Below are 22,137 nucleotides of genomic sequence, written 5' to 3'. Positions count from 1 at the left end.
GAGTGACACAGCGTCGATATTGCAGATAATAGTTATCCCAATTTACTCCAAAATGTAGATTTTATATCTGGATAAACAAATTGAGATGATTAATATGCAAGCTGATATCATAAATTTGTAATTAAAATATCATGTCCTTCCATCAATTACCAATATCACAAATGCGTCGCCTGGGATTAGCCTTAATGCTACCAGCTGCACTCTTGGGTTCCTTGACATTTGCCACTGACACCCAAACTGCCACTGCACAAAAATCTCGGGAAAATAGTCCCTTGACCATCAGCGCTGATGTGCAAGAATATAACGCCAACACTCAAGTAGCCACAGCTCGCGGTAATGTGCAAATGTTGTATCCCGCTCGCCAGATTAAAGCCACAGCCGCTCAAGCACAATTTTTTAGCAGGGAACGTCGCATTGATTTGACTGGAAATGTTTATATTTTGCAACAGGGAGTCAATAGCATCCGTGCGGAGAAAGTAACATATCTTATTGACGAAGGACGTTTTGTAGCTTTACCTCCATCCAACCGTCAAGTTGAGTCCACCTACATGGTCAATGATCCTGAAATTGGCGGACAATCTAATTAGCATTGATTAATAAACCGGGCGCGAATAGTGAAAATTGTTTTAGAGAATATTCACAAATCTTACGGTAAGCGAAATATCGTCAATCGCGTCAACCTTTCCATTTCTCAGGGTGAAGTCGTAGGCTTACTGGGCCCCAATGGTGCCGGTAAAACGACGACTTTTTACATTGCTACAGGTCTAGAAAAACCTAACCACGGCAAAGTCTGGCTGGATAGTCTGGAAATCACTGCTATGCCAATGCATAAAAGAGCGCAATTAGGCATTGGCTATTTAGCTCAAGAACCAAGTATTTTTCGCCAACTCACAGTACAAGATAATATTCTCTTGGTGCTAGAACAAACTCATGTGCCTCGATGGGAATGGTCAAAACGAATGCAAACTTTACTGCGGGAGTTTCGCTTAGAAAAAGTCGCTAAAAGCAAAGGAATTCAACTTTCAGGAGGAGAAAGACGGCGGACAGAATTAGCGCGGGCTTTAGCGGCTGGGAGAGAAGGCCCGAAATTTCTATTTTTAGATGAACCATTTGCCGGAGTTGACCCCATTGCAGTTGCGGAAATTCAGCACATTGTCGCACAATTAAGCCATCGCGGTATGGGGATCTTAATTACAGACCACAATGTCCGGGAAACCTTAGCCATTACAGACCGGGCCTATATTATGCGTGAGGGACAAATTCTGGCTTTTGGTAATCCTGAAGAACTCTATAATAATCCCCTTGTCCGCCAACACTATTTGGGAGATAACTTTCAGGCGTGAACTGGGATGTCCATACTTAGTTTTGATAGTTCCTTATGATATCAAAGAAGCTTTATTCTTTATCCAGTCTCTATTCGCTGTTGCCTTTTACTCTCATGGACCGCTACCTGACCAAAGAATTGGTAGGACCTTTTTTGTTTGGTGTGGGAGCATTTTCATCACTAGGTGTGACTATTGATGCTGTGTTTGAGTTAGTGAGGAAAATTGTCGAATCTGGATTGCCGATAAATATTGCAATTCAGGTTTTTTTGCTAAAATTCCCCAATTTTATTGTGTTAGCCTTCCCCATGTCCACGCTGTTAGCTACTTTGATGACTTATAGTCGTCTTTCCAGCGAAAGCGAGCTCATTGCTATGCGTGGCTGTGGAGTCAGTGTCTATCGCATGGTACTAACGGCTGTGGTGTTGAGCATGGTGGTAACAGTCATGACATTTGTTTTTAATGAACAAATAGCGCCAGCAGCAAATTACCAAGCAACTGTGACTTTGGAAAAAGCTCTCAAGTCAAATAAACCCACTTTGCAGCAGACAAATATCTTCTACCCCGAATACCGAGAAAGCATAGAGGAAGATGGTAGCAAGACTAGAATATTGTCACGTTTATTTTATGCTGACCGATTTAATGGTAAACAAATGAATGGTTTAACCATCATAGACCGCAGCACAAAAGGTTTAAATCAAATTGTTGTATCAGAATCTGCTGAGTGGAATTCTGCTGACAATGTTTGGGATTTTTACAACGGTACAGTTTATTTAGTAGCTCCTGACAGATCCTATCGCAATATCTTACGCTTTGAACACCAACAACTGCAACTACCTCGCACACCATTAAACTTAGTAGAAAGAAGCCGAGATTCTGGGGAAATGAATATTGCTCAGTCTTTAGAACAATTAGAAATAGAACGTATTGGTGGCGATAGGCAAAAAATTCGTAAACTTGAAGTACGCATCCAACAAAAAATTTCTTTGCCATTTGTCTGTGTAGTCTTTGGCTTGGTGGGTGCGGCTATGGGAACAAGACGTCAGCGTAGCGGACGAGGCACAAGTTTTGGTGTGAGTGTCATAGTAATTTTTACTTATTATTTAATTTTCTTTATTAGTGGCGCAATGGGACAAGCTGGTGTTTTTTCTCCATTGATAGGAGCTTGGCTACCTAATTTCTTGTTTTTAGGAGTAGGTATATTATTATTGATGCGGGTAGCTCAACGCTGATGGATGGAAATTAAACCCCCACTAACATTGTGTAACTACTCACTGTTCCGCAACCTCAGCTGTTACCAAGGAAAATTCGTCGTTTGCAGATTTGACATTAGCGATTACTTTGGCAACTGCGCCGGAGGTTAGTCATTGTTGTTATTCAAACTCAATACTAATTGCAAGCACTGAAATATCCATATGTGGGAGGTTCTTTTGGTTTATTCAGTTAATTTTTAACTGTTCCTCAGAAACCCAAGCAGCGTGGAAGCCATAGGGTACTCTTTGGGGAATTGGTATCCGCGCCACAGGTTCCGCCGTGACGTCTTGGGCGTTGATAACTACAAGTTCAGAAGTTTGTGAAGCTTGATCGTAAACAAAAGTAACTAACCAGCCGTCGTCTTCTGCTGTTGCACCAATACTAGGTGCAAACACAGCCTCGCCGCCATAACGTCCTGGACCGAATTGATGAATTTGGGATTTTCTATTACTCAGGTTGTATTTAATTAATCCATCAAACAATGGTAGCGGATCCTTGGCCACCTTGCCAGCATAACCGTATTGTATTGATTGCCCTAAGAAGTTTTCATTAATGCGGGGAAATTCTGCTGGTACATCGTCTAGCATTTCGTCACGCACTTTACCTGTGGTGAGGTTAAATCGCCAGCAATGTAGGCGGGGAATATTTGCTTCTGGGTCGGTTGAGGAATTATCAACCTCCAGAACTGTACTCCCACTCATGCGACAGGCAATTAGTACTACTTCATCATCTTCTTCATAGGCGTTGAGGACATGGAAGATGTAGCAAGAATAACTTTCAAACCAGCGGATATTACTATTATCGCCATAACGAGGGATAATACCAAAGCGACTGGGGCGATGGCCCTCAAATCTAATCAGAGGTTCCCCCCGTTTGATTCTTTCCAAATTGAAAGTCAAGGGTAAATCCATGAATATGGTGTAGTTTTCAGTGATGGCAAAATCATGCATCATCACCGGCATTGGCAGGTCAATTGGTACTGTCTGGATGATTTCCCCTGCTGGTGAAACTATGCCATATTGCAAGTATGGTGGTGTAAGCCCGTAACCAAAAAACATCATTTCACCCGTGTTTGGGTCTACCTTGGGATGAGCTGTGAAGGAAGAAACCAGTTTCCCCTTGTAAGTATGTTCACCAATTGTCTGTAAATCAGGAAGCTTGATCCCATGGGGCGCCCCTCCTTCATACAACGCCAACATTTGACCACCATGCCAAACCAAGGCTGTGTTGGCTGTGTTTTTGGACATACCATCAGGAGTATCCATTTGTTTTGGTTCAAATAACCCAGACCACAGAGCTTTGCCTGCTTGTTGTTCTATTTTCCATCCTTGTGTTTGCACGTAACGATTGCGATAAGTTGCTTGACCCTTGGTGATCCTGACACCGTGTAACATTCCATCGCCATCAAACCAGTGATACTTGCCAATGGGTGACCACTGAGGATTAGGCCCATTGCGGACAAACATCCCCGATAAGTTAGCCGGTAGCTCACCTATGACTTTGAGTGTATCAGTTGTAATTTCTTCCCTGACTGGTGCAAAGTTACCATGGAGATAGGGATTGATTTCTGTGGTTGTCATTGTTTTGAGGATGTAAGCAAGTAATTCAATAATATGAGGGATGGCTTTGATTGTTCTTCACAGTTTCGGTATAGTTTTTCAGTGGAAATTAACATTAATTATTTTTGATAATGTTGAATTTACCACACTTTAGCAAAGGCGCGAAGGCTCTACTAGGCTAAGGGAGTGGCTTTAGTGTTCATAGGGTAGCAATAGTTTATTATCTTCTCGCCTTGGCTCCAGGGGAGAGGTGAGTTATGTTAGGTCATGATTAGATTAAACTTATATAAAGGCAGTCCCTCAAAATGCCAGGGTTAAATTATGTTTGTTGCGGACCTGAGAACAGAATCAACTTATCTAACCTGTAATATATAACGTTGGAGCTTAAGGTGACTAGTATTGATAATCACAACTTCTCTTTTTCAGGAGAAGTATCCATCCCCCAGGCTCCTCCTGAATTTAAATCGGGTTTCATCGGCATTATTGGTCGTCCCAATGTCGGTAAGTCTACTTTGATGAATCAATTAGTAGGGCAAAAAATAGCTATTACCTCACCAGTAGCACAAACTACACGCAATCGTTTGCGAGGGATTTTAACTACTCCAGTGGCACAGTTAATTTTTGTGGATACACCGGGTATTCATAAACCCCATCATCAATTGGGGGAAGTGCTGGTGAAAAATGCCAAAAATGCTATTGACTCTGTGGATGTGGTGCTGTTTGTGGTAGATGGTTCAGTGGTTTGTGGTGCGGGCGATCGCTTTATTGCCGATTTGCTATTACCTAATGAAACTCCCGTAATTTTGGGTTTGAATAAAATTGACCAACAACCCCTAAACTCTGAGTTGATTGATAATAGTTACCAAGGTTTAGCCCGACCCCAACAATGGCCGATGGTCAAATTTTCCGCCCAAACTGGTGCAGAATTACCAGAATTACAACAATTGTTAGTTGAACATTTAGACACTGGGCCGTTTTACTATCCCCCTGACTTGGTAACTGACCAACCAGAGCGCTTTATTATGGGGGAATTGATTCGGGAACAGATTTTACTGTTGACTCGTGAAGAAATTCCTCATTCAGTGGCTATCGCTGTTGATAAAGTAGAAGAAACACCCAGCATCACCCGTGTGCTTGCAACTATACACGTTGAGCGGGATTCCCAAAAGGGTATTCTTATTGGTAAGGGAGGCTCAATGCTTAAAGCTATTGGTAGTGAGTCCCGGGAACAAATTCAAAAGCTCATTGCTGGTAAGGTCTACCTAGAGCTATTTGTTAAAGTACAACCAAAATGGCGACAATCGTCTATGAGTTTAGCGGAGTTGGGCTACCGTGTGGAAGACTAAATTGTTTTTAAGGAAGGGGGGAAATAGGGAAGGTGGGGTAAAGTAATGTTTGATGTATTAATTATAAGTTTTCAAACACTTTATTAAATAGTTTAAATAAAATCGAAGCGTGTTTCTAAGAACCAAGAATCTCCTGCTACACTGCTTTGCAGTTACCTGGGGGTGTCAAACCCAAATTTTCACAACACGGCCTTTGAGTTCTTGTCCTAGCCAGGGTGTGTTAGTAGAAAGTGTGTGAAGGTTTTTTTGTTCTACTATCCATGTTTTTTGGGGGTCGAATAAGGTCAGTTCTGCTTTTTCCTTGGGAGTAATTGCGCTTGGTTTTTGTTGCAAGCATTTTGCGGGTTCGGTGCTTAAAGCCCGCCACAATTGCAAGGCTGTGAATTTACCGGTTTCAACCAAATGCTGCCATAGTAGGGGTAGTGCTAATTCTAAACCAATGGCTCCTGGAGGAGATTGGGCAAAGGCTTGGACTTTTTCTTCGTAGGTGTAAGGTGCGTGGTCTATGGCGATGGCATCTATTATTCTTTCTTTGACTCCGGTGCGTAAAGCTTCTACGTCACTGGAATTACCTAGGGGTGGGTCTAAATGCAGGCTTGTGTTGTAAGTTTTAATTGCCTTGGTGTCAAGTAATAGGTGCATCCAACTGGTGCTGGCGGTGATGGGTAGGCCGCGGTGTTTCGCTGAGGCGATGAGTTCTACGCTGCGGGCTGTGGAGATTCGCATGATGTGTACGGGGGTGCTGGTGGCCGCCACTAGTTCCAATAAGGAGGCAATGGCGGTGGTTTCAACGCTGGCTGGGATGGGGGGTAAGCCTAGGCGCAGAGCTTCTGGGCTTTCGCGCATTACTCCATTGGGGGATAATGAGCTATGGCTGGCAAAGAATGCCACCGGTTTTTTAGTTGGTTGAAGATATTCTAAGGCTCGTTGCACTATGTCTAGGTTTTCCCAGGGCTGATTGTCTGTGAATCCAATTACCCCGGATGCGGCTAAATCTCCTAGTTCTGTTAGTTGCTTGCCGGCTAGGTTTTGAGTTATTCCACCCCAGATATAAAGATGGGGTGTGTTTGGGTTGGGCTTATTTTTTTGCTGCAATTGTGCAACAATGGCGGGGTGGTCGATAACTGGGCATGTGTCTGGTAGGATGCTAATTCTGGTAAACCCTCCGGCTGCGGCGGCTTGTAGTAGGGATGACAGAGTTTCTCGTTGTTCAAATCCTGGCTCTCTGGAGTGACTATATATGTCGATTAACCCTGTGCCGAGGATTAATCCTCGACAATTTTTGATTTGTGTGTGTGGGGTGATGTTGGTGATTTGTGTGGCTAGGTCTTGAATTTGATTGTCGGCGATTAGTACGTCGGCTATTTGGTCAATTTCTAGGGTTGGGTCAATTACTCTGACTTGTTGTAGTAGTTCTATCATGAAGTTATTTGGGAAGGGTAAATTTTGTTTGGGTTTGGGTTGGTGATGTCTATTTGAATGGGTTTTAAGGGGTTTATTTTAGGGTGGGGATGAATGAGAGTGTATTATTTTATGTTTTGCAACCCTAGGGCAATTTTGCTGTGTTTTTCAATTTGCGCCATTACTTGTTTTGCTCGTTGAATTACTGGGTCTGGTAGGCCTGCTAGTCGTCCGGCTTCAATACCGTAGGATTTGTCGGCTCCGCCGGGTTGGACTTGGTGGAGAAAAATGATTTTGTCGGGTAATTCTTTTACGGTGACTTGATAGTTGGCTACGTTGGGTAAAATACTGGCTAGTTCGTTTAATTCGTGGTAGTGGGTGGCGAAAATTGTCCGGGCTTGAATGTCTGTTGCTATATGTTCTGCTACAGCCCAGGCGATGGAAAGACCATCAAAGGTTGCGGTTCCCCGGCCAATTTCATCTAGTAATATTAGCGATCGCGCGGTGGCGTGGTTGAGGATGTTTGCGGTTTCGTTCATTTCTACCATGAATGTAGATTGACCTGTGGCTAGGTCGTCTACGGCTCCTACACGGGTGAAGATGCGATCGCACAATGCTAATTGCGCCGATTTGGCGGGGACGAAACTACCTATTTGCGCCATTAGCTGAATTAACCCTACTTGACGTAGGTAACAACTCTTCCCACTGGCGTTGGGTCCGGTGAGGATGATTAAGTCTGGGTTTTCTTCTGTTTTGTCTGGGTGTGGGTGGTTTTTTTCTTGTTTTCCTAATTGGGTGGAGTTTGGTACGAAGAATCCTGTGGGTAAGGTTTGTTCTACTACAGGATGACGACCATGGATGATGGTGATTTCCCGTCCTTCAATTATTTCTGGACGGCAGTAGTCTTGCTGTATGGCTAGTTCTGCTAAACCACACAGCACATCTACGGCGGCTACGGCACGGGAAATGTTACGAATTGTTTCGGATTCTTCTCCTACTTCTTGGCGCAATTCTGTAAAAATCTGATATTCTAGCTGGTTTAAATCTTCCCGGGCTGTGAGAATCCGGGCTTCTCGTTCTTTTAATTCTGGGGTGATGTAACGTTCTTCGTTGGTTAGGGTTTGTTTGCGAATGTAATTGTCGGGTATGTGGGCTGTTTTACGGGAAATGCTGATGTAGTAACCAAAGGTTTTATTAAATCCTACTTTTAATGTGGAATTTCCTGTTTTTGCTCGTTCGTCAATTTCTAGGTTGGCTATCCATTGTTGATCTGATTCTACGGTTGTTTTTCTCTGGTCTAGTTCAGGGTTTATTCCTGGGCGTATTAAGTTGCCTTCTTTGATGTTTATGGGTGGTGATTCCACTAGATGGGCGTGTAATTTTTCTGCTAGTTCTACTATGGTGGGGGGAATTTTTTGTAGGGCTCTGAGGAAGGGGGATGACGCGTCTGCTACTAGGTTGGATAGTTTTGGTAGTTGTGAGAAGGAGTCTGCTAGGGCTACTAGGTCTTTGGCGTTGGCAATTCCTGAACTGGCTCTTCCTGTTAGCCGTTCTAAGTCGTAAATTTGCTTTAGTAGTTGTCGCAAGTCTTGGCGTAGGGGGGTGTTTGCTATTAATTCTGCAATGGTGTCTTGACGGGCTCGAATACCTTTAATGTCTAGTAATGGTTGCAATAACCATCGTCGCAATGCTCGCCCGCCCATGGCTGTGGTGGTTCTGTGTAATGACCACAGTAAGGAACCGTGAAATGTGCTGTCTCGGACTGTTTGTGTGATTTCTAGGTTGCGGCGGCTGTGATTATCAATGATTAGGTAGTCGGTGATGGTGTATGTGCGTAGTTTTTGCAGGGCAACTGGGTTGACTTTCTGCATGTCTTCTACATATTCTAATAAGCCACCAGCTGCTCGTAGGGCTAAGGGTAGATGGTTGCAACCAATTCCTTCTAGCGATCGCAATTTAAATTTTTCTAATAGTTTACATCGAGCTTCGTTTTGGGAGAAGGGGGTTTGGGGGCGTAGGCTATAACAAAATGACGGTGGTAGACAGGGGGGAAGATGGGGGGAGGTTTCTCCAGGACGCAGTAAGGTACCTAGGTCTGGTGCGTTGGTGGGAACTAGTATTTCGGCGGGTTGTAACCGCGTTAACTCTTGGGTGAGGTGTTCTAAGTTGCTGTCTTGAGTGGTGAGGAATTCTCCGGTGGAAATATCTGCATAGGCTAATCCCCAATGATTTGCTGCAATTACTACGGCGGCTAGGTAATTGTTGCGACTAGTTTTTAACATTCCTTCTTCTAGTAAGGTTCCTGGGGTGAGGATACGTGTTACTTCTCGCTTTACTAAGCCGACGGCGGTGGATGAGTCTTCTACTTGGTCGCAAATTACTACTGCATAGCCTTTTTCCACTAGTTGGGTGGTGTAGCGTTCCCAGGCGTGGTGGGGTACGCCGGTCATGGCTATGCGACCAATTTCGCCGCCGTGTTTGCTGGTGAGTACGAGTTCTAGTTCTCTGGATACCGTTACAGCGTCTTGGAAAAAGGTTTCAAAAAAATCTCCTACCCTATATAGCAGTACGGCGTGGGGATATTTATCTTTCACTTCTACATAATGCTGGTACATTTTACTGAGCTTAGTGCGGTCTACCAGTTTGGTGTCGATGTGAGGGGTGGCGGAGTTATTGGGTTCCGTTGGTTGGGTTTCAGGATGAGAAGCGGTCATAAATGGTAGGGGTAATGCACGGAGATTCCACAACAGCTGATGATAACGTGATGTGGGGCGGGAAAGGCTATGGCTCAAAGTTTTGTTATGGAATTTTCGCACTATTCAGGTTTTTGATAGATGGGGAGAAAATCCAAAATACCCTGTCAACCACAATATAAAAAAGCCAGCAAGATAGGGTTCTATCTTGCTGGATCTAAAAGAGCTAAAGAAAGACTTAACTTTCCGGTGTTAATTCTTTGGTGTAAATAACTTCCCCAACTAAATTACGCAGAGAGATTGTCATCACTTTGGTATCAGCATCAATCTTGACTGCGCCAAAGAACTGTAAACCTTCGCTGGGGGGGCGATTTGGTCTCATACCCGGGGGATTACTTTGGAACATTAACTGTGGACCGAAGGTATTCTCTAATTGTCCCGGGCCAAATGTACCAGAGTTAAGGGGTCCTGCAACGAATTCCCAAAAAGGCTTAAAGTCAGTAAATTCTGCTTTGCTGGGGTCGTAATAATGGGCTGCTGCATAATGTACGTCAGCAGTTATCCAAACAACATTTTCAATATTCCGACGTTTGATAAATCGCAGTAATTCGGCTAACTCTAATTCTCTTCCCAAGGGGCGGCCATTGTCTGCATTAGCCCAAGCTTCAAAGTTGCTGGGACCGTCTCTAACTATCAGTCCTAAGGGCATATCACTGGAAATTACTTTCCAAGTAGCTTTTGACTCTAGTAGTTGCTTTTTCAACCATTTTAATTGTGGCCTACCCAGCATAACTGTTTCCGCATTTGACTTTGGCTGAACATTCTGAGTATTTGGCCCCCGATAAGTACGTTCATCCAGCATGAATATGTCTAGTAATGGGCCATGTTGGAAGGAACGATAAATTTTTGAGCTATCAGCACCAAATCTTGTGCTGTAGTTCATGGGCATATATTCAAAAAATGCTTGTCTTGCCCTTTCCGCTAGTAAGTTAACATCCTTAACTACATAGCGGCTATCCTGAAGAATTTCTCCGGGATACCAGTTGTTTGTGGTTTCGTGGTCATCCCACTGTGCCAACATGGGCACTTCAGCATTAAAACGCTTGACGTTATCATCCAGCAAGTTATATTGGAAGTTGCCACGAAATTCCTGGAGGGTTTCTGCTACCTTTGATTTTTCTTCGGTGGTGATGTTTCTCCAGATTGTGCCATCTTCAAGTGTTCTTTCTGAAACAATGGGGTTGTCAACATAAACAGTATCCCCACAATGAATGAAAAAGTCGGGATTAAGTTGACGCATGGTTTCGTAAATTTTCATCCCGCCGAAATCGGGATTAATACCCCATCCTTGACCGGCGGTATCTCCACCCCAGACGAACAAAATATCCCTCCCAACTGTGGAAGGAGTGCGGAAAGTACCGCTTACGGGTTCACTTTGAATTCTGGAATTGTCTAAGTCTTGGAAGGTGACTCGATAAAATATTTGCTGGTCTGGAGGTAGGTTCTTCAGCAAAAATCGGCCTGTATAATCATGTTCTTCCGAAGTAATTGGACCGAGAACACGTCCCACCCGGTTAAAAGATTCACTGGTAGAATATTCAATTAACATTCTCGCTGGGCGATCGCTGCGACTCCAAATTACAATGCCATTATTGCCCATGTCCCCAGTGGCAACACCATAGGGTATGCTGGGGCGCATGGCGTTAGAGGTAATTAATGCTGGTGCTTGTGCGAACACTGATGATTTTGAGAGCAGATTGGTGGTAATAATTCCACCCGCTGTCACAGCAGAATTGAGTAGAAACCGGCGGCGGTTGAACCTCAATGGGTTATTGGACCTTGTACTCATGGAAACCTCAACCAAAGTCTTACAAAATAGGTATATACCACATCCTGTAAGGCCAACAGGTAAAGCCTGAGTTATGCCAAGGTTATTAAAAGCAATTGTTTTTCCGTAAATTTATGTAAAAAATTATAAAAACCTCACCCTTCCCCCAAGACCTTCGTCACCTGAGTGAGGTTTTGATTTGACATCTATTTTTGATATCCAATCTATGAAGGCCTGGGAAATCAAGTCAAATTCCACAGTAGCCCACATAGGCTTTTCATACCAACTTCAAATCAGGATACTCCGCCAGTATATCATCAGATGTGAGGGTGTCACCTTCAGCTTGAGGAGTCCAAAGCACCTCAATAGCTAAAATTTGATCACCGGGAATTCCACCAATGCGCCGCAACCCTTGACGCAAATCATCAGAACTATTAACTTCTGGAATAGAGAACTTACCCAATGTTGCTGCTAATAAGGTAACAATCAGATATTCTCCAGGACCTTCACTCATGAGGCGGGTGGGATTTTCCAGTTGGTCAGCATTGGGTAAAGCATCTTTGTTAAAGGCTGCTTTTAACTGGTTGTTGACATTAGACAAAGTTTCCTCGCTGAACTTGCTACGTTCTGCCAAAGACAAACGGTTAAACTGACTTTCAGCGGAACTTAACTTAAGTTGCTCTGTCCCCCCTCCTGTATATACCCAATATTCTGGATGACGGAGTAAAGCTAAACTGGTTTCTTGTAAAATTGCTGATCTTCCTTCGGGGGTATTGGTATCAGCAGATTCGGCAATTTTGTTAAGTTCCGCTTGCAAACCACGGGCTTGTGCTAACAAACCAACTTGTAACCGAGTTACAGAAACAGGCTGATTGCTGCTGTAGGTAACTTCTTCGCCTTCACCACTGCTAACACGGCGGAAGGTTTGAAGGAGGAAATTAGCGATGGCAAAGAAGATTAAGATGGTAAATAACCCGCCAAATCCTCCTCCGATACCCCAGAAGGGAATCAAAAAAGGAAAGCCGAAGCCACCACCACCGGGGTAGTACCTTCCTCCACCGGGAGGAGCATAAGTGCGAGGTGTGTAGGTGCGGCTAGAAGGAGATCTAAAGGAGCCTCCACCAATGCGACCACCAGTGCGGGCGGCTAAAGCTCCATCAGGGTGGCTAAGTGCTAAAGTTAGTACTAGGCTAAAGACCAAGAAAATTTTTAACAGTGGTTTGACGGTTTTTTGTATTTTGTTACCCATAGTAAGCACGGTTGGAAATTCTATTAATTATTGGTTTATAATTGCTTTGCGAGATGGTAGAAATATTCAATCCCCCAGAATTATATTACATCAGAACAGTAGGGTTTTTGATTGATACCACCTGCTCTTGACTTTTGATGTTTATCTTTTTGGCAACTACATCTCTAATTTAACGCGTCTTATTTAAGTTATGCAGTAAGCTGAAGGGATATTTCTGATTTACCAGAAGTGGTTAAATCACACTTCCCCCCATACACTGATATTATCTGGCGACTTAAGGTGATTCTTTAGAAAAAATTTTATACCCATTATACCCATCGGCTGATGGCAAATCAATGCAGATAAGTTAAGTCAACTACAAAAATTCCATCTACTAACCTGTTAATACTCAAACTGTGCATCAGAGGTTTTTTTTCAAATAGACCTTCCATGGAAAGGTGTCTACAAGAATTTTGATGGCAGATTTTATTTTTATTCCCAATTAACTGGGGATAAGTAATTATAAGAATTGCTTTTTTGGCACTTTGGCAACCTATGTACATTTATTTAAGATAATCTGTTTAAATAAGCAAATTTTAGTAGTTTTTATAGCAGTTTATTATTTAGTAAATAAGCTATAATCATCCATTTTGTTAAATATTTATTTATGGTTTAATTAAAAAAAACAAATTTGGGCAATTCATCAAACACAAATATAATTAACAAACACTTCACAGAAATAATAAATAATTTCCCATCCTTAATGTCCTAAAATATTGCTGAGATATTTGTCATCCATTCCCTGAAACAAAAATGGAAAATTATGTTTTTAAAAACTATCTTCTCCAAAGTGGTAATCATGTATACAAATATCCATCTCTTGTCTATATTAATTACGGGTTGTAAAAATTTCTGGTAAGAAATGTGTAAATCTCTGGTTTCTCGAGGATAACTGTTAGCTAACATGACAAAATCACGAGAAATTAAATACAGAGCTAATTAAGTATGCCATGAAATCATCACAAAAAATTGCTGCTCAACATATGCTAGACAGAGCATTTATAGTAACTTAATTTCAACAGCCAACATATTACAACAAGATGTTGGAATCACTGACACTACCAATCTCAACTTTCGATGTTCACTTCTGTTGTAGCAGATATCTTCACACAACAAAGTATTATGTTTCTTCTTTAGTTAACTTCTTTGCTTGAGCTACAACAAAGTCAATACTAAAAAATAATTTTAGTGGGGAATAAATATGGAAGAACAAACTAAGTCAATTTCATACAATTTAACTAAGGTAAATGCTATAGCTCAATTTCAATATTACAAATTAAATAATCACTTCAATTTACACAGAAGTGTTGAATCCTGGAATAAAAATTTACAATTTTTGCGTTTTACCCAGATAAAGTTCATTGTCTATTGAGAATAGAGTCATTAATTGCTCAAATTTTTTATCACCGACGCACAACTTGGACAGTCAACAGTCAACAGTCAACATTTCTGCAATTCACATTATCAAAACTAACATGGAACATATCTCTCAACTGCCAACAAAAATCAGAAATCAAACCGGATCTCCTGACATTCTAGTAATATCCCATGTCTTTCTACCAAAAAAGGCAGTAATCGGGGAATATCTCTATAATCGCTGTGTTCAAGATCCAGAACGGATAGTTGTTTTGGCTGCTGGTTGTTCTGGCGATAAAGTATTTGACGAAGCCCAACAGTTTCCTATATATCGCTGGCCAAATTTTCCATGTTGGTTAGGTAGTTTGATAGGGAGTTTCTTACAACCTGTTATCGATTTAATTTGCTCGTTTCTCCTGGCTATCAAACTGTATTTTCGTTATCACTACCGTTACATTGAATGGGGACACGCCTATGGATTTCCGGCGCTGTTACTATTGAGCTATATTCTACCCATACGCTTTTTTATTTATTTACATGGTGGTGATATTGTTGACAGTTTACACAATCCTGTATGGCGATGGCTTTTAAAATTCACCTTAACACGGGCTGAAGGAGTTATTTGCAACAGTTACATTACCCAGGATTTCCTCCGTAAGAATTTTCGCTTACAAACTCCTACTCATGTAATTCAACCTGTAATCAGACCGGAAAAATTTGGTGTAGATAAAAGTCAAGGTAATCTTGATGATTTACGTCAAAGCCTACGGAAGGCTTACAACATTCCAGAAACAGCAATAGTGATTCTTTCCGTGGGAGGGTTAGTTAAGGAGAAAAATTTTGACCGCGTGATAGAAAATTTACCGCTACTGCTAACAATGGGAGTTGATGTTCACTACATACTTTGTGGGGAAGGACCATGTGAATCCGCATTAAAAAATTTAGCACAGCGCTTGCGGGTACACCAACGGGTACACTTTATGGGATACGTACCTGAGGGTGAATTAGCTGGCTATTATGCAGCCTGTGATATTTTTGCCATGCTAACTTTATCAGACACCAAAGACTCCATACAGGGGTTTGAAATTGTATACTTAGAAGCAAACTACTTTGGTAAGCCTGTGATTGCTTCCCGTCTAGGCTCTGTCATTGATATGGTTCGTCATGAGGAAAATGGTATTCTGGTGAATTCCAAATCTGGATACGAGGTTTTTCAAGCTTTCAAACGTTTGTGTAGCGATCACCAGCTACGGGAAAAACTTGGTCGTAAAGGCAAAGAATTAGCTAGACGCAAAACCCTTCACCGTTCCCTATACCTCTGTGAACCTCTCCCCAATGGTTTGTTAAATTAACCGCCGCCAACAATGGTCACCACTTCTAGGCGATCTCCTGGCTGTACTTGTGTTTGTGGCCAAAATTGACGGTGCAAAATTTCACCGTTATACTCCACCACCACTAAACGGGGATTAAAACCCAACTGTTGGAGTAAATCTGGTAAACAAGTTTGGGAAAAACAACTGCGAGTTTCCCCATTCACCTGGAGGCTAATTTGATTAGACATCTTAAAAAATGCTGATTTTGAGTCGTAAATTGCTTATAACTTGGTACGATGAAGCTGAGAGACAAAATATTGTGTTACTAAGGTGGGGTGTTCCGCCTGAATGATAGCCCTGACCACCGCCACCCGTTCTGCTCCCGCCTGAATTACATCGTTGATGTTGTTGGCATCTATACCCCCAATGGCAAACCAAGGAATTGAGCTATTTTGGGCTGCGTGGGTTACATATTTTAAGCCCACTGCTGGCTTGTTTGCTTTGGTGGGAGTTTCATAAACTGGGCCGACACCAATATAATCTGCACCTTCAGCAATTGCTTTTTGCATTTCTTCAGCATTTGTAGTTGATTTGCCAATCAAACGCTGGTGACCCAGTAATTGTCTCGCTATGGCAATGGGCATATCTTGCTGTCCCAAGTGTACTCCATCTGCATCCACAGCCAAAGCTAGATCCACTCTGTCATTAATGATCAACAAAGCACCGTAAGAATGACAAAGTTGGCGTAATTTCATCGCCTGTTCCCAACGTAGGTTATCATCAGCATTTTTATCACGGTACTGCACCAAAGTTAGCCCACCTTTGAGGGCAGCTTCAATGGTTGTGAACAAAGTTTCTGATGGGGAAGTCACTAGATATAATTGCGATCGCCACAGCAGTTGATGACGCTGGTAGCCCATTAAACCAGTCTCTAGAGTATAAACACGATAGCGCATCTGCTTAAAAGCCTTACCCATATTGGGATGATAAAGCTTGCCGTATTCTTCTAGCACGCGCATTGCTTCTTGGACTCGGCAAAAATTTGCCTGCAATAGCCCTTTCATGCTAGAGCGTTGTTCCTCCTGGGGATGGCTTAATTCCGTACCTGGGTCTCCCAGTGTATCTCTTGCTGCCCGTATTTCAGCACTATGCCAGTGAGCCAATTCTTGACGCAAGGACTTACATTCTCCAACCAATTGACCATTATTTAAGCCAAAGCGACACCACTCTTCGATAATTCGCAAGCCTTCCCTAGCCCGGTCTAGATTAGCATCTAAAATGCGGTAAACAACTTGTTGCGTTTGTGCTTTTTGGCTGTGTGGTTCCACCATGACAACAACCCTATTATTACTTTCATTAAGGGAGGTAATATCAAGATTTTTAGACATTTTGATTAATAATTTCTGGTAGGGTTTTAGGAAAAATTAGTATATTTGAGCATTTATTTATACATATTTTTAATACGTAGATGAAAAAAAGACATATACATATATTTTTATATATTGTATATATTTAGGCATTATTATGCACGAATCTATAATATATCTGAAACTGGGCAAAAAAACATATATCAGCCCAGGAAATGTCTTTTAATGTCTTTTTCTGCCCTGCCAAAAGTCATCCGAGGTTGAGCCAGTGCAGATTCTAAAGCACATCTATCTCCCATACCCAACGCGCTACCACACTGCTGGATAATCTCACGGTGAAGTTCAACAACTTCAGCCAGTGTCAAGAAGCGAATAATGCTAATCCCTGGTAAAGTTAAGCATTTTTTCCCAGTACATAACTAGCTGAATGGTGTGTAAATCCCAATGTATGGCTAGGGGGTCGTCGCACTGGGACACCAAACCGTGGTAAATAGTTTTGTCCAAATCAGCCTGTTCTAAACCGATGAACTTTGTCAGGGAAGCTTGAAGGGTGATAGCCAATATTTTGGGTGGTGGTTATTTTAGCGACACCAGTTCCTTAATTGAAAAGTGAGATTATCTTAGCTAATTTCACCGCCCGTACATAACACTGGTCAAAATATACCCCATGGACTCTAATTATCAGCAGTTCCCTATTATCAGCCACAGCAGAGGATTTTTTGTCAAAAACAAATTTATTACACCCTCGATGCACCACTCAAGGCGGGACAGGAATGGTTAGGGGATGAACATCAGAGCGGACACGCTTTTGAATCCCACTTGTCAGAGAGATTTAGTGCAAGTGAACTTAAGTTTTACACTTATCAAATCAAATAGGTTTCATCCCAGAAAAGCTTTTTCTCAAAGCCATTTAGCGCACTTTATATATTTCTACGTATAAATATATAAAATTTGACTTAAAGGCGCTGTAACTATACAATCTTTTAAGTACAGCAAAGATGTCAATTAACTTTAATTTAAGTTAGCAAAGTTGAAAATTAAAAAACTGTGGAATCCCATTGGATGCAGTTATTCCAAAGTTAAAGTTTTCCTCAATTCTTAACTCCTACTATGGATAAACTACTCACTAACCGTTATGAAATTGTCAATCCCCTGGGTTCAGGAGGATTTGGAGAAACATTTCTCGCCCGTGATACCCAATTACCTTCTCAGTCACTGGTGGTAGTTAAGCGATTGAAGCCAATTAATTCTGATAATCACACCGCCTATGACTTAATTGAAAAGTTGTTTGAAAAAGAAGCAAAAGTTTTGGAAGACTTGGGTAGGAATAGTTCACAGATTCCCAGCTTACTCAGTTATTTTGTCCATCATGATCAATTTTATTTAGTTCAGGAGTACATTGAAGGCAAAAACCTGGCTCAAGTGGGAATCATTGGCTCCGAGCAAGCAATAATTATCCTCACTTCCCTACTCAATACGTTGAAATACATTCACAACAAAAATATTATTCATCGGGATATTAAACCTGAAAATATTATCCTCCGAAACAGCGATCACCTACCTGTATTAATTGACTTTGGGGCAGTAAAGGAAACCATGGGGGCTGCCACCTTGGGGTCTGGTTCCATAGTTAGTTCAGTGGTAGTAGGAACCAGAGGATTTATGGCTCCAGAGCAGAGTTCAGGGCGAGCAGTGTTTAGCACAGACCTTTATGCCTTGGGGCTAACAATGATTTATGCCATTACAGGAAAATTACCAATTGAAATGTCAATTCATCCTGCTACTGGGGAACTGGAGTGGGAAAGTTATGCCCCTAATGTAGAACCAAGACTCAGGACAGTTTTAAGCAAAGTTGTCAAGATGGAAATTGCTAGTCGGTATGCCACTGCTGAAGAAATGAATCAGGCTCTCCACATATCCAGCACTAGATTTTCTACTAATTCTAGTAACTCCCAAACATTAACCTTTGCTCCAGCATCTCCCACCCCCACAGTCATTATTCCCTCATCCAGTTACTCAACTTCAAATAGTCCCACTGATTCAAAATCTTCTTTTCCTTGGAGTAAGTTAATTCTCATCCTATTAACTGCTGTTGTAGTAGCCCTAGGTGTATCAGCAAGTTTCCTTATTATGCAGCAGATAAAAGAAGCTGAACAAAAACTAGCGGATAGTGAAAAACAAAAAGAAGATGTGCAAAAAGCATTAGCAGAAGAAGAAAAGAAACGGCAAGAAGCTGAGTCTTTAAGAGCAGAAGCTGAAAAAAATCGTCTAGCTGCCGAAAGAATGCGTCGGGAAGCTGAGAAAAAAGCCGCTGCTGCTCCCAAAACTATCGTTAGGAGAATAATAGTCAATCCCAGTAGTGGGTCTAGTGGTGGTACTTATGCAACTATTGGTGGACGGCCGGGAACAAAAAATATTCGCTCTGGTCCAGGCACTGATTATGGTGTTGTTGGAACAGGCTTAACTGGACAGCCTATCGAAATTCTAGGTAGAGACTACGACAGAAGTGGTTACCTTTGGTATCAGGTATATCATCCTTCTTCCGGTATCACAGGCTGGATAGCTGGTCAGTTAGTTGACTTGTAAGTTTTATTTTTGAAAAACCATGAATACCAAGAAACTTCTGCTATTTATTCTTTTATTTACCACTGTTTTTATTGTTTCCTTAATTGTGGGACTTTTCTTTGCTTCGTGGTACTTTCCTAAAGCTGATAATTCTTATACTCCAGAACTCAGCAAAAATTACCAGAAAAGTCCACATACTTTACCCTCAGAATTATCTCAGTTAAATCCCCAAAGGGATACCCAGAGTAATACAAGTTATCCTGCTTCAGTTCCTGTGGTTGTGCCATCTCTTTCTGCTCCTGGTATTCCTGTGGAGGATCAACCAATATCTGTAGATTCTCATCCCCATCCTGGCAATGTACTCCCCCCAGTGCTGTCTGAACCTGCTCCAGAATATCTCGACCCTATGTATCAGGAAAAATCTAATCCCCCCAATCCTAAAAAAACTAGTTTATCCAACATAAATACTTACTTAGGACATTTTGCATTTGCAGAAAACTCCTCTAAACGGCTTGTAACTGTGGGCAAGTATTATCATCGCACTGAATATTTAGACCAAGAAGCGGCTCTAGCTTTTAAGCAGATGAAGGCTAGAGCCCAAACACAAGGCATTCAGTTAATGATTATTTCTGGCTTCCGTTCCATAGCAGATCAAGAAAGGCTTTTTCAACAACAGATCCAAAGAAGAGGCAACAAAGAAGCTGCTGCCAGATTAAGTGCACCTCCCGGTCACAGTGAACATCATACTGGCTATGCCTTAGATATTGGTGATGGTAATTACTCTAATACTGATCTGAAATTTCAGTTTGAATCAACTCCTGCCTATAGCTGGCTTGTCAATAATGCTTATAAATACGGCTTTGAATTATCCTTTCCTCAAAACAATAGTCAAGGAGTCAGTTTTGAGCCTTGGCATTGGCGATATGTTAATTCGGTTCGTGCTAGCCAAATTTTCGCTGCCTCTAAAAGTATAAGATGACAAACTTTCTGCTGAGAACCTAATAAGGTAACACAGAACAATTTTTCCTAGTTCTGCATTGATAATTCCATATCATCATCAGTTAATATGACCCCAACCACCAGACCCTATCTTGTTCTTACCAATCAGGGTCAAATACTACCAGCTTTTGAACTTTCCCATAGTCAACATATATTAGGCAGAGATCCTCAAATAGCAGACTTATTAGTACCCCCAGACTGGTCAGTGATTAGTCGCTGCCAAGCTACTTTACTAGAAGTTGAAGGAAAATACTATATTTACGATGGTGATCGCCGTCAACCAAGCAGCAATAGATTGTTTATCAATAATCATTTGATTAGCCATGATTTAGGATATTGTCTCCAAGATGGAGATGTTATCAAAATTGGTCAAAATTTTAGTATTTTAGTAACACTAGAGTTTCGTTACTCCCATAGTAGTTCTCATAACCTGAAAAGTTTTGCATCTATCTCTCTCAAGGAAAGATCCACTATTTTAGGTAGAGATCCCACAGCCAACTTACAAATAATTGCCCCTACCATTTCCCGTAAACACGCGGTGATTGAATATCTCAACCCAGGGGAATATATTTTGTATGATTGCAGTACCAATGGCATATTTGTGAATGATATAAAAATTAATGGCAAAATTCGTTTAAATTCTGGTGCCATTATCAAAATCCCCCCCTATACCTTGGTTTTACAAGGGGATGAATTAGTAACTTCTGATACAGGCAGTCATATTCGTCTTGATGCTAAAAATATTTTCAAAACTATTAAAACTCGAAACCACACAAAAGTCCTGCTTAATCAAATTTCTTTACCCATAGAACCTGGACAATTGGTTGCTTTTGTTGGGGGTAGCGGAGCAGGTAAATCTACCTTAATGCAAACTTTGTTGGGAATTCAACCCACCACCGAGGGAACCGTTTATATCAATGGAGAAAACCTACGACATAAATTTAATATTTATCGCAATCAAATTGGTTATGTCCCTCAATCAGATATTCTCCACAAAGAATTAAAAGTAGTAGAAGCTTTAAAATACTCTGCCAAACTCAGACTCCCACCAGATGCTGATATTGATTTAATTATTGAACAAACCCTAAGTCAGATTGAAATGTTAGCCAGTCGAGATGTTTTTGTCAAAAACCTCAGTGGTGGACAATTAAAGCGGGTTTCCATCGGAGTAGAGTTATTAGTAGATCCCAAACTATTTTTTTTAGATGAACCCACATCAGGTTTAGATCCAGGGTTAGATAAAAAAATGATGCAGCTTCTGAGGAAGTTGGCTAACCAAGGCAGAACCATAATTTTAGTCACCCATGCTACTGGTAATATTAATCTCTGTGACCGCATCGCATTTTTAGGTCAAGGCGGTAACCTCTGTTACTTTGGGTCTTTTGAAGATGCCTGTATATTCTTTAACTTAGAAAAATGTGATTTTGCTGATGTTTATATTAAATTGGATAACCAAGAAGTTGTGATGACAACTGCTGAACAATTTAAGCGTTCACCTTATCAAACCCAGTATATCGACCAACGCTTAGGTATCAACGCTTCCAAAATCATCAAAGCAATGCCTAGACAGGTTCAAGCTTCCCTGGGGTATCAAACCTTGATATTAGCTCAAAGACACCTTCAGTTAATTGTTCGTGACCGAATAAATTTAATTATTTCCCTGATCACTGCACCCATTGCCATTTTACTGATTAATTTGGCCATTGCCACAAGTGTTGAATGTTAAGAAAGAGGTGATAAAAATAGCCCAAAATATGGTAAATTCTGGGCGAAGTATTAAAATATAATAATTGATAATGATTATAAATTCATTTCCCAAGATTGTCAAAGACATCCTCAGACCGTT

The 22,137-nt window shown here is 41.5% G+C and carries 17 protein-coding genes; 8 read left to right on the top strand and 9 right to left on the bottom strand.

Annotated elements, in window-relative coordinates:
- Positions 1-131 precede the first annotated feature (131 nt).
- From NWP25_RS03650 to NWP25_RS03640, 3 genes are all read left to right on the top strand, one after another.
- Entirely contained in the window at positions 132-587 is a 456-nt protein-coding gene (locus NWP25_RS03650; protein ID WP_374913095.1) for an LptA/OstA family protein, read from the top strand.
- A gap of 27 nt (positions 588-614) precedes the next feature.
- Positions 615-1,343: an LPS export ABC transporter ATP-binding protein gene (gene lptB, locus NWP25_RS03645; protein WP_280651946.1), complete on the top strand. Its 729-nt coding sequence runs from the start codon at positions 615-617 to the stop codon at positions 1,341-1,343.
- A 95-nt stretch (positions 1,344-1,438) separates the two neighbouring features.
- The gene (locus NWP25_RS03640) at positions 1,439-2,554 is read left to right on the top strand and encodes an LptF/LptG family permease (protein WP_280652015.1); all 1,116 of its coding nucleotides are present in this window, start codon (positions 1,439-1,441) and stop codon (positions 2,552-2,554) included.
- A gap of 207 nt (positions 2,555-2,761) precedes the next feature.
- Here NWP25_RS03640 and NWP25_RS03635 read toward each other — a convergent pair whose 3' ends face one another.
- The gene (locus NWP25_RS03635) at positions 2,762-4,156 is read right to left on the bottom strand and encodes a carotenoid oxygenase family protein (protein WP_280651947.1); all 1,395 of its coding nucleotides are present in this window, start codon (positions 4,154-4,156) and stop codon (positions 2,762-2,764) included.
- Between the two features lie 368 nt (positions 4,157-4,524).
- Between NWP25_RS03635 and era the strand changes: the two genes are divergently transcribed.
- Positions 4,525-5,481, top strand: a complete 957-nt coding sequence (gene era / locus NWP25_RS03630; protein ID WP_280651948.1) for a GTPase Era — start codon at positions 4,525-4,527, stop codon at positions 5,479-5,481.
- Between the two features lie 165 nt (positions 5,482-5,646).
- Here the strand turns inward: era and NWP25_RS03625 are convergent, their stop codons facing one another.
- The 4 genes from NWP25_RS03625 to NWP25_RS03610 form a co-directional block, all read right to left on the bottom strand.
- Positions 5,647-6,903 (bottom strand): dihydroorotase, encoded by a 1,257-nt coding sequence (locus NWP25_RS03625; protein WP_280656256.1) that lies wholly within the window; start codon positions 6,901-6,903, stop codon positions 5,647-5,649.
- A gap of 104 nt (positions 6,904-7,007) precedes the next feature.
- Positions 7,008-9,596, bottom strand: a complete 2,589-nt coding sequence (gene mutS / locus NWP25_RS03620; protein WP_280698891.1) for a DNA mismatch repair protein MutS — start codon at positions 9,594-9,596, stop codon at positions 7,008-7,010.
- Between the two features lie 217 nt (positions 9,597-9,813).
- A complete protein-coding gene (locus NWP25_RS03615) occupies positions 9,814-11,424 on the bottom strand; it encodes an alkaline phosphatase D family protein (RefSeq protein ID WP_280656255.1) in 1,611 nt (536 codons plus the stop codon).
- Between the two features lie 256 nt (positions 11,425-11,680).
- Positions 11,681-12,652: a DUF1517 domain-containing protein gene (locus NWP25_RS03610; protein ID WP_280651951.1), complete on the bottom strand. Its 972-nt coding sequence runs from the start codon at positions 12,650-12,652 to the stop codon at positions 11,681-11,683.
- Positions 12,653-14,166: 1,514 nt separating this feature from the next.
- Between NWP25_RS03610 and NWP25_RS03605 the strand changes: the two genes are divergently transcribed.
- Positions 14,167-15,399 carry a glycosyltransferase family 4 protein gene (locus NWP25_RS03605; protein WP_280651952.1) on the top strand — a complete coding sequence of 411 codons (1,233 nt, stop codon included), beginning with the start codon at positions 14,167-14,169 and terminating at the stop codon, positions 15,397-15,399.
- Here NWP25_RS03605 and thiS read toward each other — a convergent pair.
- From thiS to NWP25_RS03585, 4 genes are all read right to left on the bottom strand, one after another.
- A complete protein-coding gene (gene thiS / locus NWP25_RS03600; protein ID WP_280651953.1) occupies positions 15,396-15,608 on the bottom strand; it encodes a sulfur carrier protein ThiS in 213 nt (70 codons plus the stop codon). The genes NWP25_RS03605 and thiS overlap by 4 nt on opposite strands.
- Positions 15,609-15,641: 33 nt before the next feature.
- Positions 15,642-16,748 carry a thiamine phosphate synthase gene (locus NWP25_RS03595; protein WP_280651954.1) on the bottom strand — a complete coding sequence of 369 codons (1,107 nt, stop codon included), beginning with the start codon at positions 16,746-16,748 and terminating at the stop codon, positions 15,642-15,644.
- Positions 16,749-16,930: 182 nt separating this feature from the next.
- The gene (locus tag NWP25_RS03590; protein ID WP_280651955.1) at positions 16,931-17,092 is read right to left on the bottom strand and encodes a hypothetical protein; all 162 of its coding nucleotides are present in this window, start codon (positions 17,090-17,092) and stop codon (positions 16,931-16,933) included.
- A 13-nt stretch (positions 17,093-17,105) separates the two neighbouring features.
- The gene (locus NWP25_RS03585) at positions 17,106-17,288 is read right to left on the bottom strand and encodes a hypothetical protein (protein WP_280651956.1); all 183 of its coding nucleotides are present in this window, start codon (positions 17,286-17,288) and stop codon (positions 17,106-17,108) included.
- A gap of 549 nt (positions 17,289-17,837) precedes the next feature.
- On the opposite strand from NWP25_RS03585, the gene NWP25_RS03580 reads away from it, so the two are divergent.
- From NWP25_RS03580 to NWP25_RS03570, 3 genes are all read left to right on the top strand, one after another.
- Entirely contained in the window at positions 17,838-19,313 is a 1,476-nt protein-coding gene (locus NWP25_RS03580; RefSeq protein WP_280698886.1) for a protein kinase domain-containing protein, read from the top strand.
- 19 nt (positions 19,314-19,332) lie between these two features.
- Positions 19,333-20,271 (top strand): M15 family metallopeptidase, encoded by a 939-nt coding sequence (locus tag NWP25_RS03575; protein WP_280651958.1) that lies wholly within the window; start codon positions 19,333-19,335, stop codon positions 20,269-20,271.
- 87 nt (positions 20,272-20,358) lie between these two features.
- Positions 20,359-22,017: an ATP-binding cassette domain-containing protein gene (locus NWP25_RS03570; protein ID WP_280698884.1), complete on the top strand. Its 1,659-nt coding sequence runs from the start codon at positions 20,359-20,361 to the stop codon at positions 22,015-22,017.
- The last annotated feature ends 120 nt before the right edge of the window (positions 22,018-22,137 follow it).

This window comes from Umezakia ovalisporum Ak1311, from assembly GCF_029891685.1.
In the GTDB taxonomy this organism is placed as follows: Bacteria; Cyanobacteriota; Cyanobacteriia; order Cyanobacteriales; family Nostocaceae; genus Umezakia; species Umezakia ovalisporum.
Note: the sequence above shows the minus strand (reverse complement) of the source record. Positions and strands in the feature narration are given on the sequence as shown.

Bases quoted from the DNA above. Each gene is read 5' to 3' on its own strand.
- NWP25_RS03650 (WP_374913095.1), top strand. From the start codon at position 132: ATGTCCTTCCATCAATTACCAATATCACAAATGCGTCGCCTGGGATTA.
- NWP25_RS03640 (WP_280652015.1), top strand. From the start codon at position 1,439: ATGGACCGCTACCTGACCAAAGAATTGGTAGGACCTTTTTTGTTTGGT.
- NWP25_RS03635 (WP_280651947.1), bottom strand. From the start codon at position 4,156: ATGACAACCACAGAAATCAATCCCTATCTCCATGGTAACTTTGCACCA.
- NWP25_RS03625 (WP_280656256.1), bottom strand. From the start codon at position 6,903: ATGATAGAACTACTACAACAAGTCAGAGTAATTGACCCAACCCTAGAA.
- mutS (WP_280698891.1), bottom strand. From the start codon at position 9,596: ATGACCGCTTCTCATCCTGAAACCCAACCAACGGAACCCAATAACTCC.
- NWP25_RS03615 (WP_280656255.1), bottom strand. From the start codon at position 11,424: ATGAGTACAAGGTCCAATAACCCATTGAGGTTCAACCGCCGCCGGTTT.
- NWP25_RS03610 (WP_280651951.1), bottom strand. From the start codon at position 12,652: ATGGGTAACAAAATACAAAAAACCGTCAAACCACTGTTAAAAATTTTC.
- NWP25_RS03605 (WP_280651952.1), top strand. From the start codon at position 14,167: ATGGAACATATCTCTCAACTGCCAACAAAAATCAGAAATCAAACCGGA.
- thiS (WP_280651953.1), bottom strand. From the start codon at position 15,608: ATGTCTAATCAAATTAGCCTCCAGGTGAATGGGGAAACTCGCAGTTGT.
- NWP25_RS03595 (WP_280651954.1), bottom strand. From the start codon at position 16,748: ATGTCTAAAAATCTTGATATTACCTCCCTTAATGAAAGTAATAATAGG.
- NWP25_RS03580 (WP_280698886.1), top strand. From the start codon at position 17,838: ATGGATAAACTACTCACTAACCGTTATGAAATTGTCAATCCCCTGGGT.
- NWP25_RS03575 (WP_280651958.1), top strand. From the start codon at position 19,333: ATGAATACCAAGAAACTTCTGCTATTTATTCTTTTATTTACCACTGTT.
- NWP25_RS03570 (WP_280698884.1), top strand. From the start codon at position 20,359: ATGACCCCAACCACCAGACCCTATCTTGTTCTTACCAATCAGGGTCAA.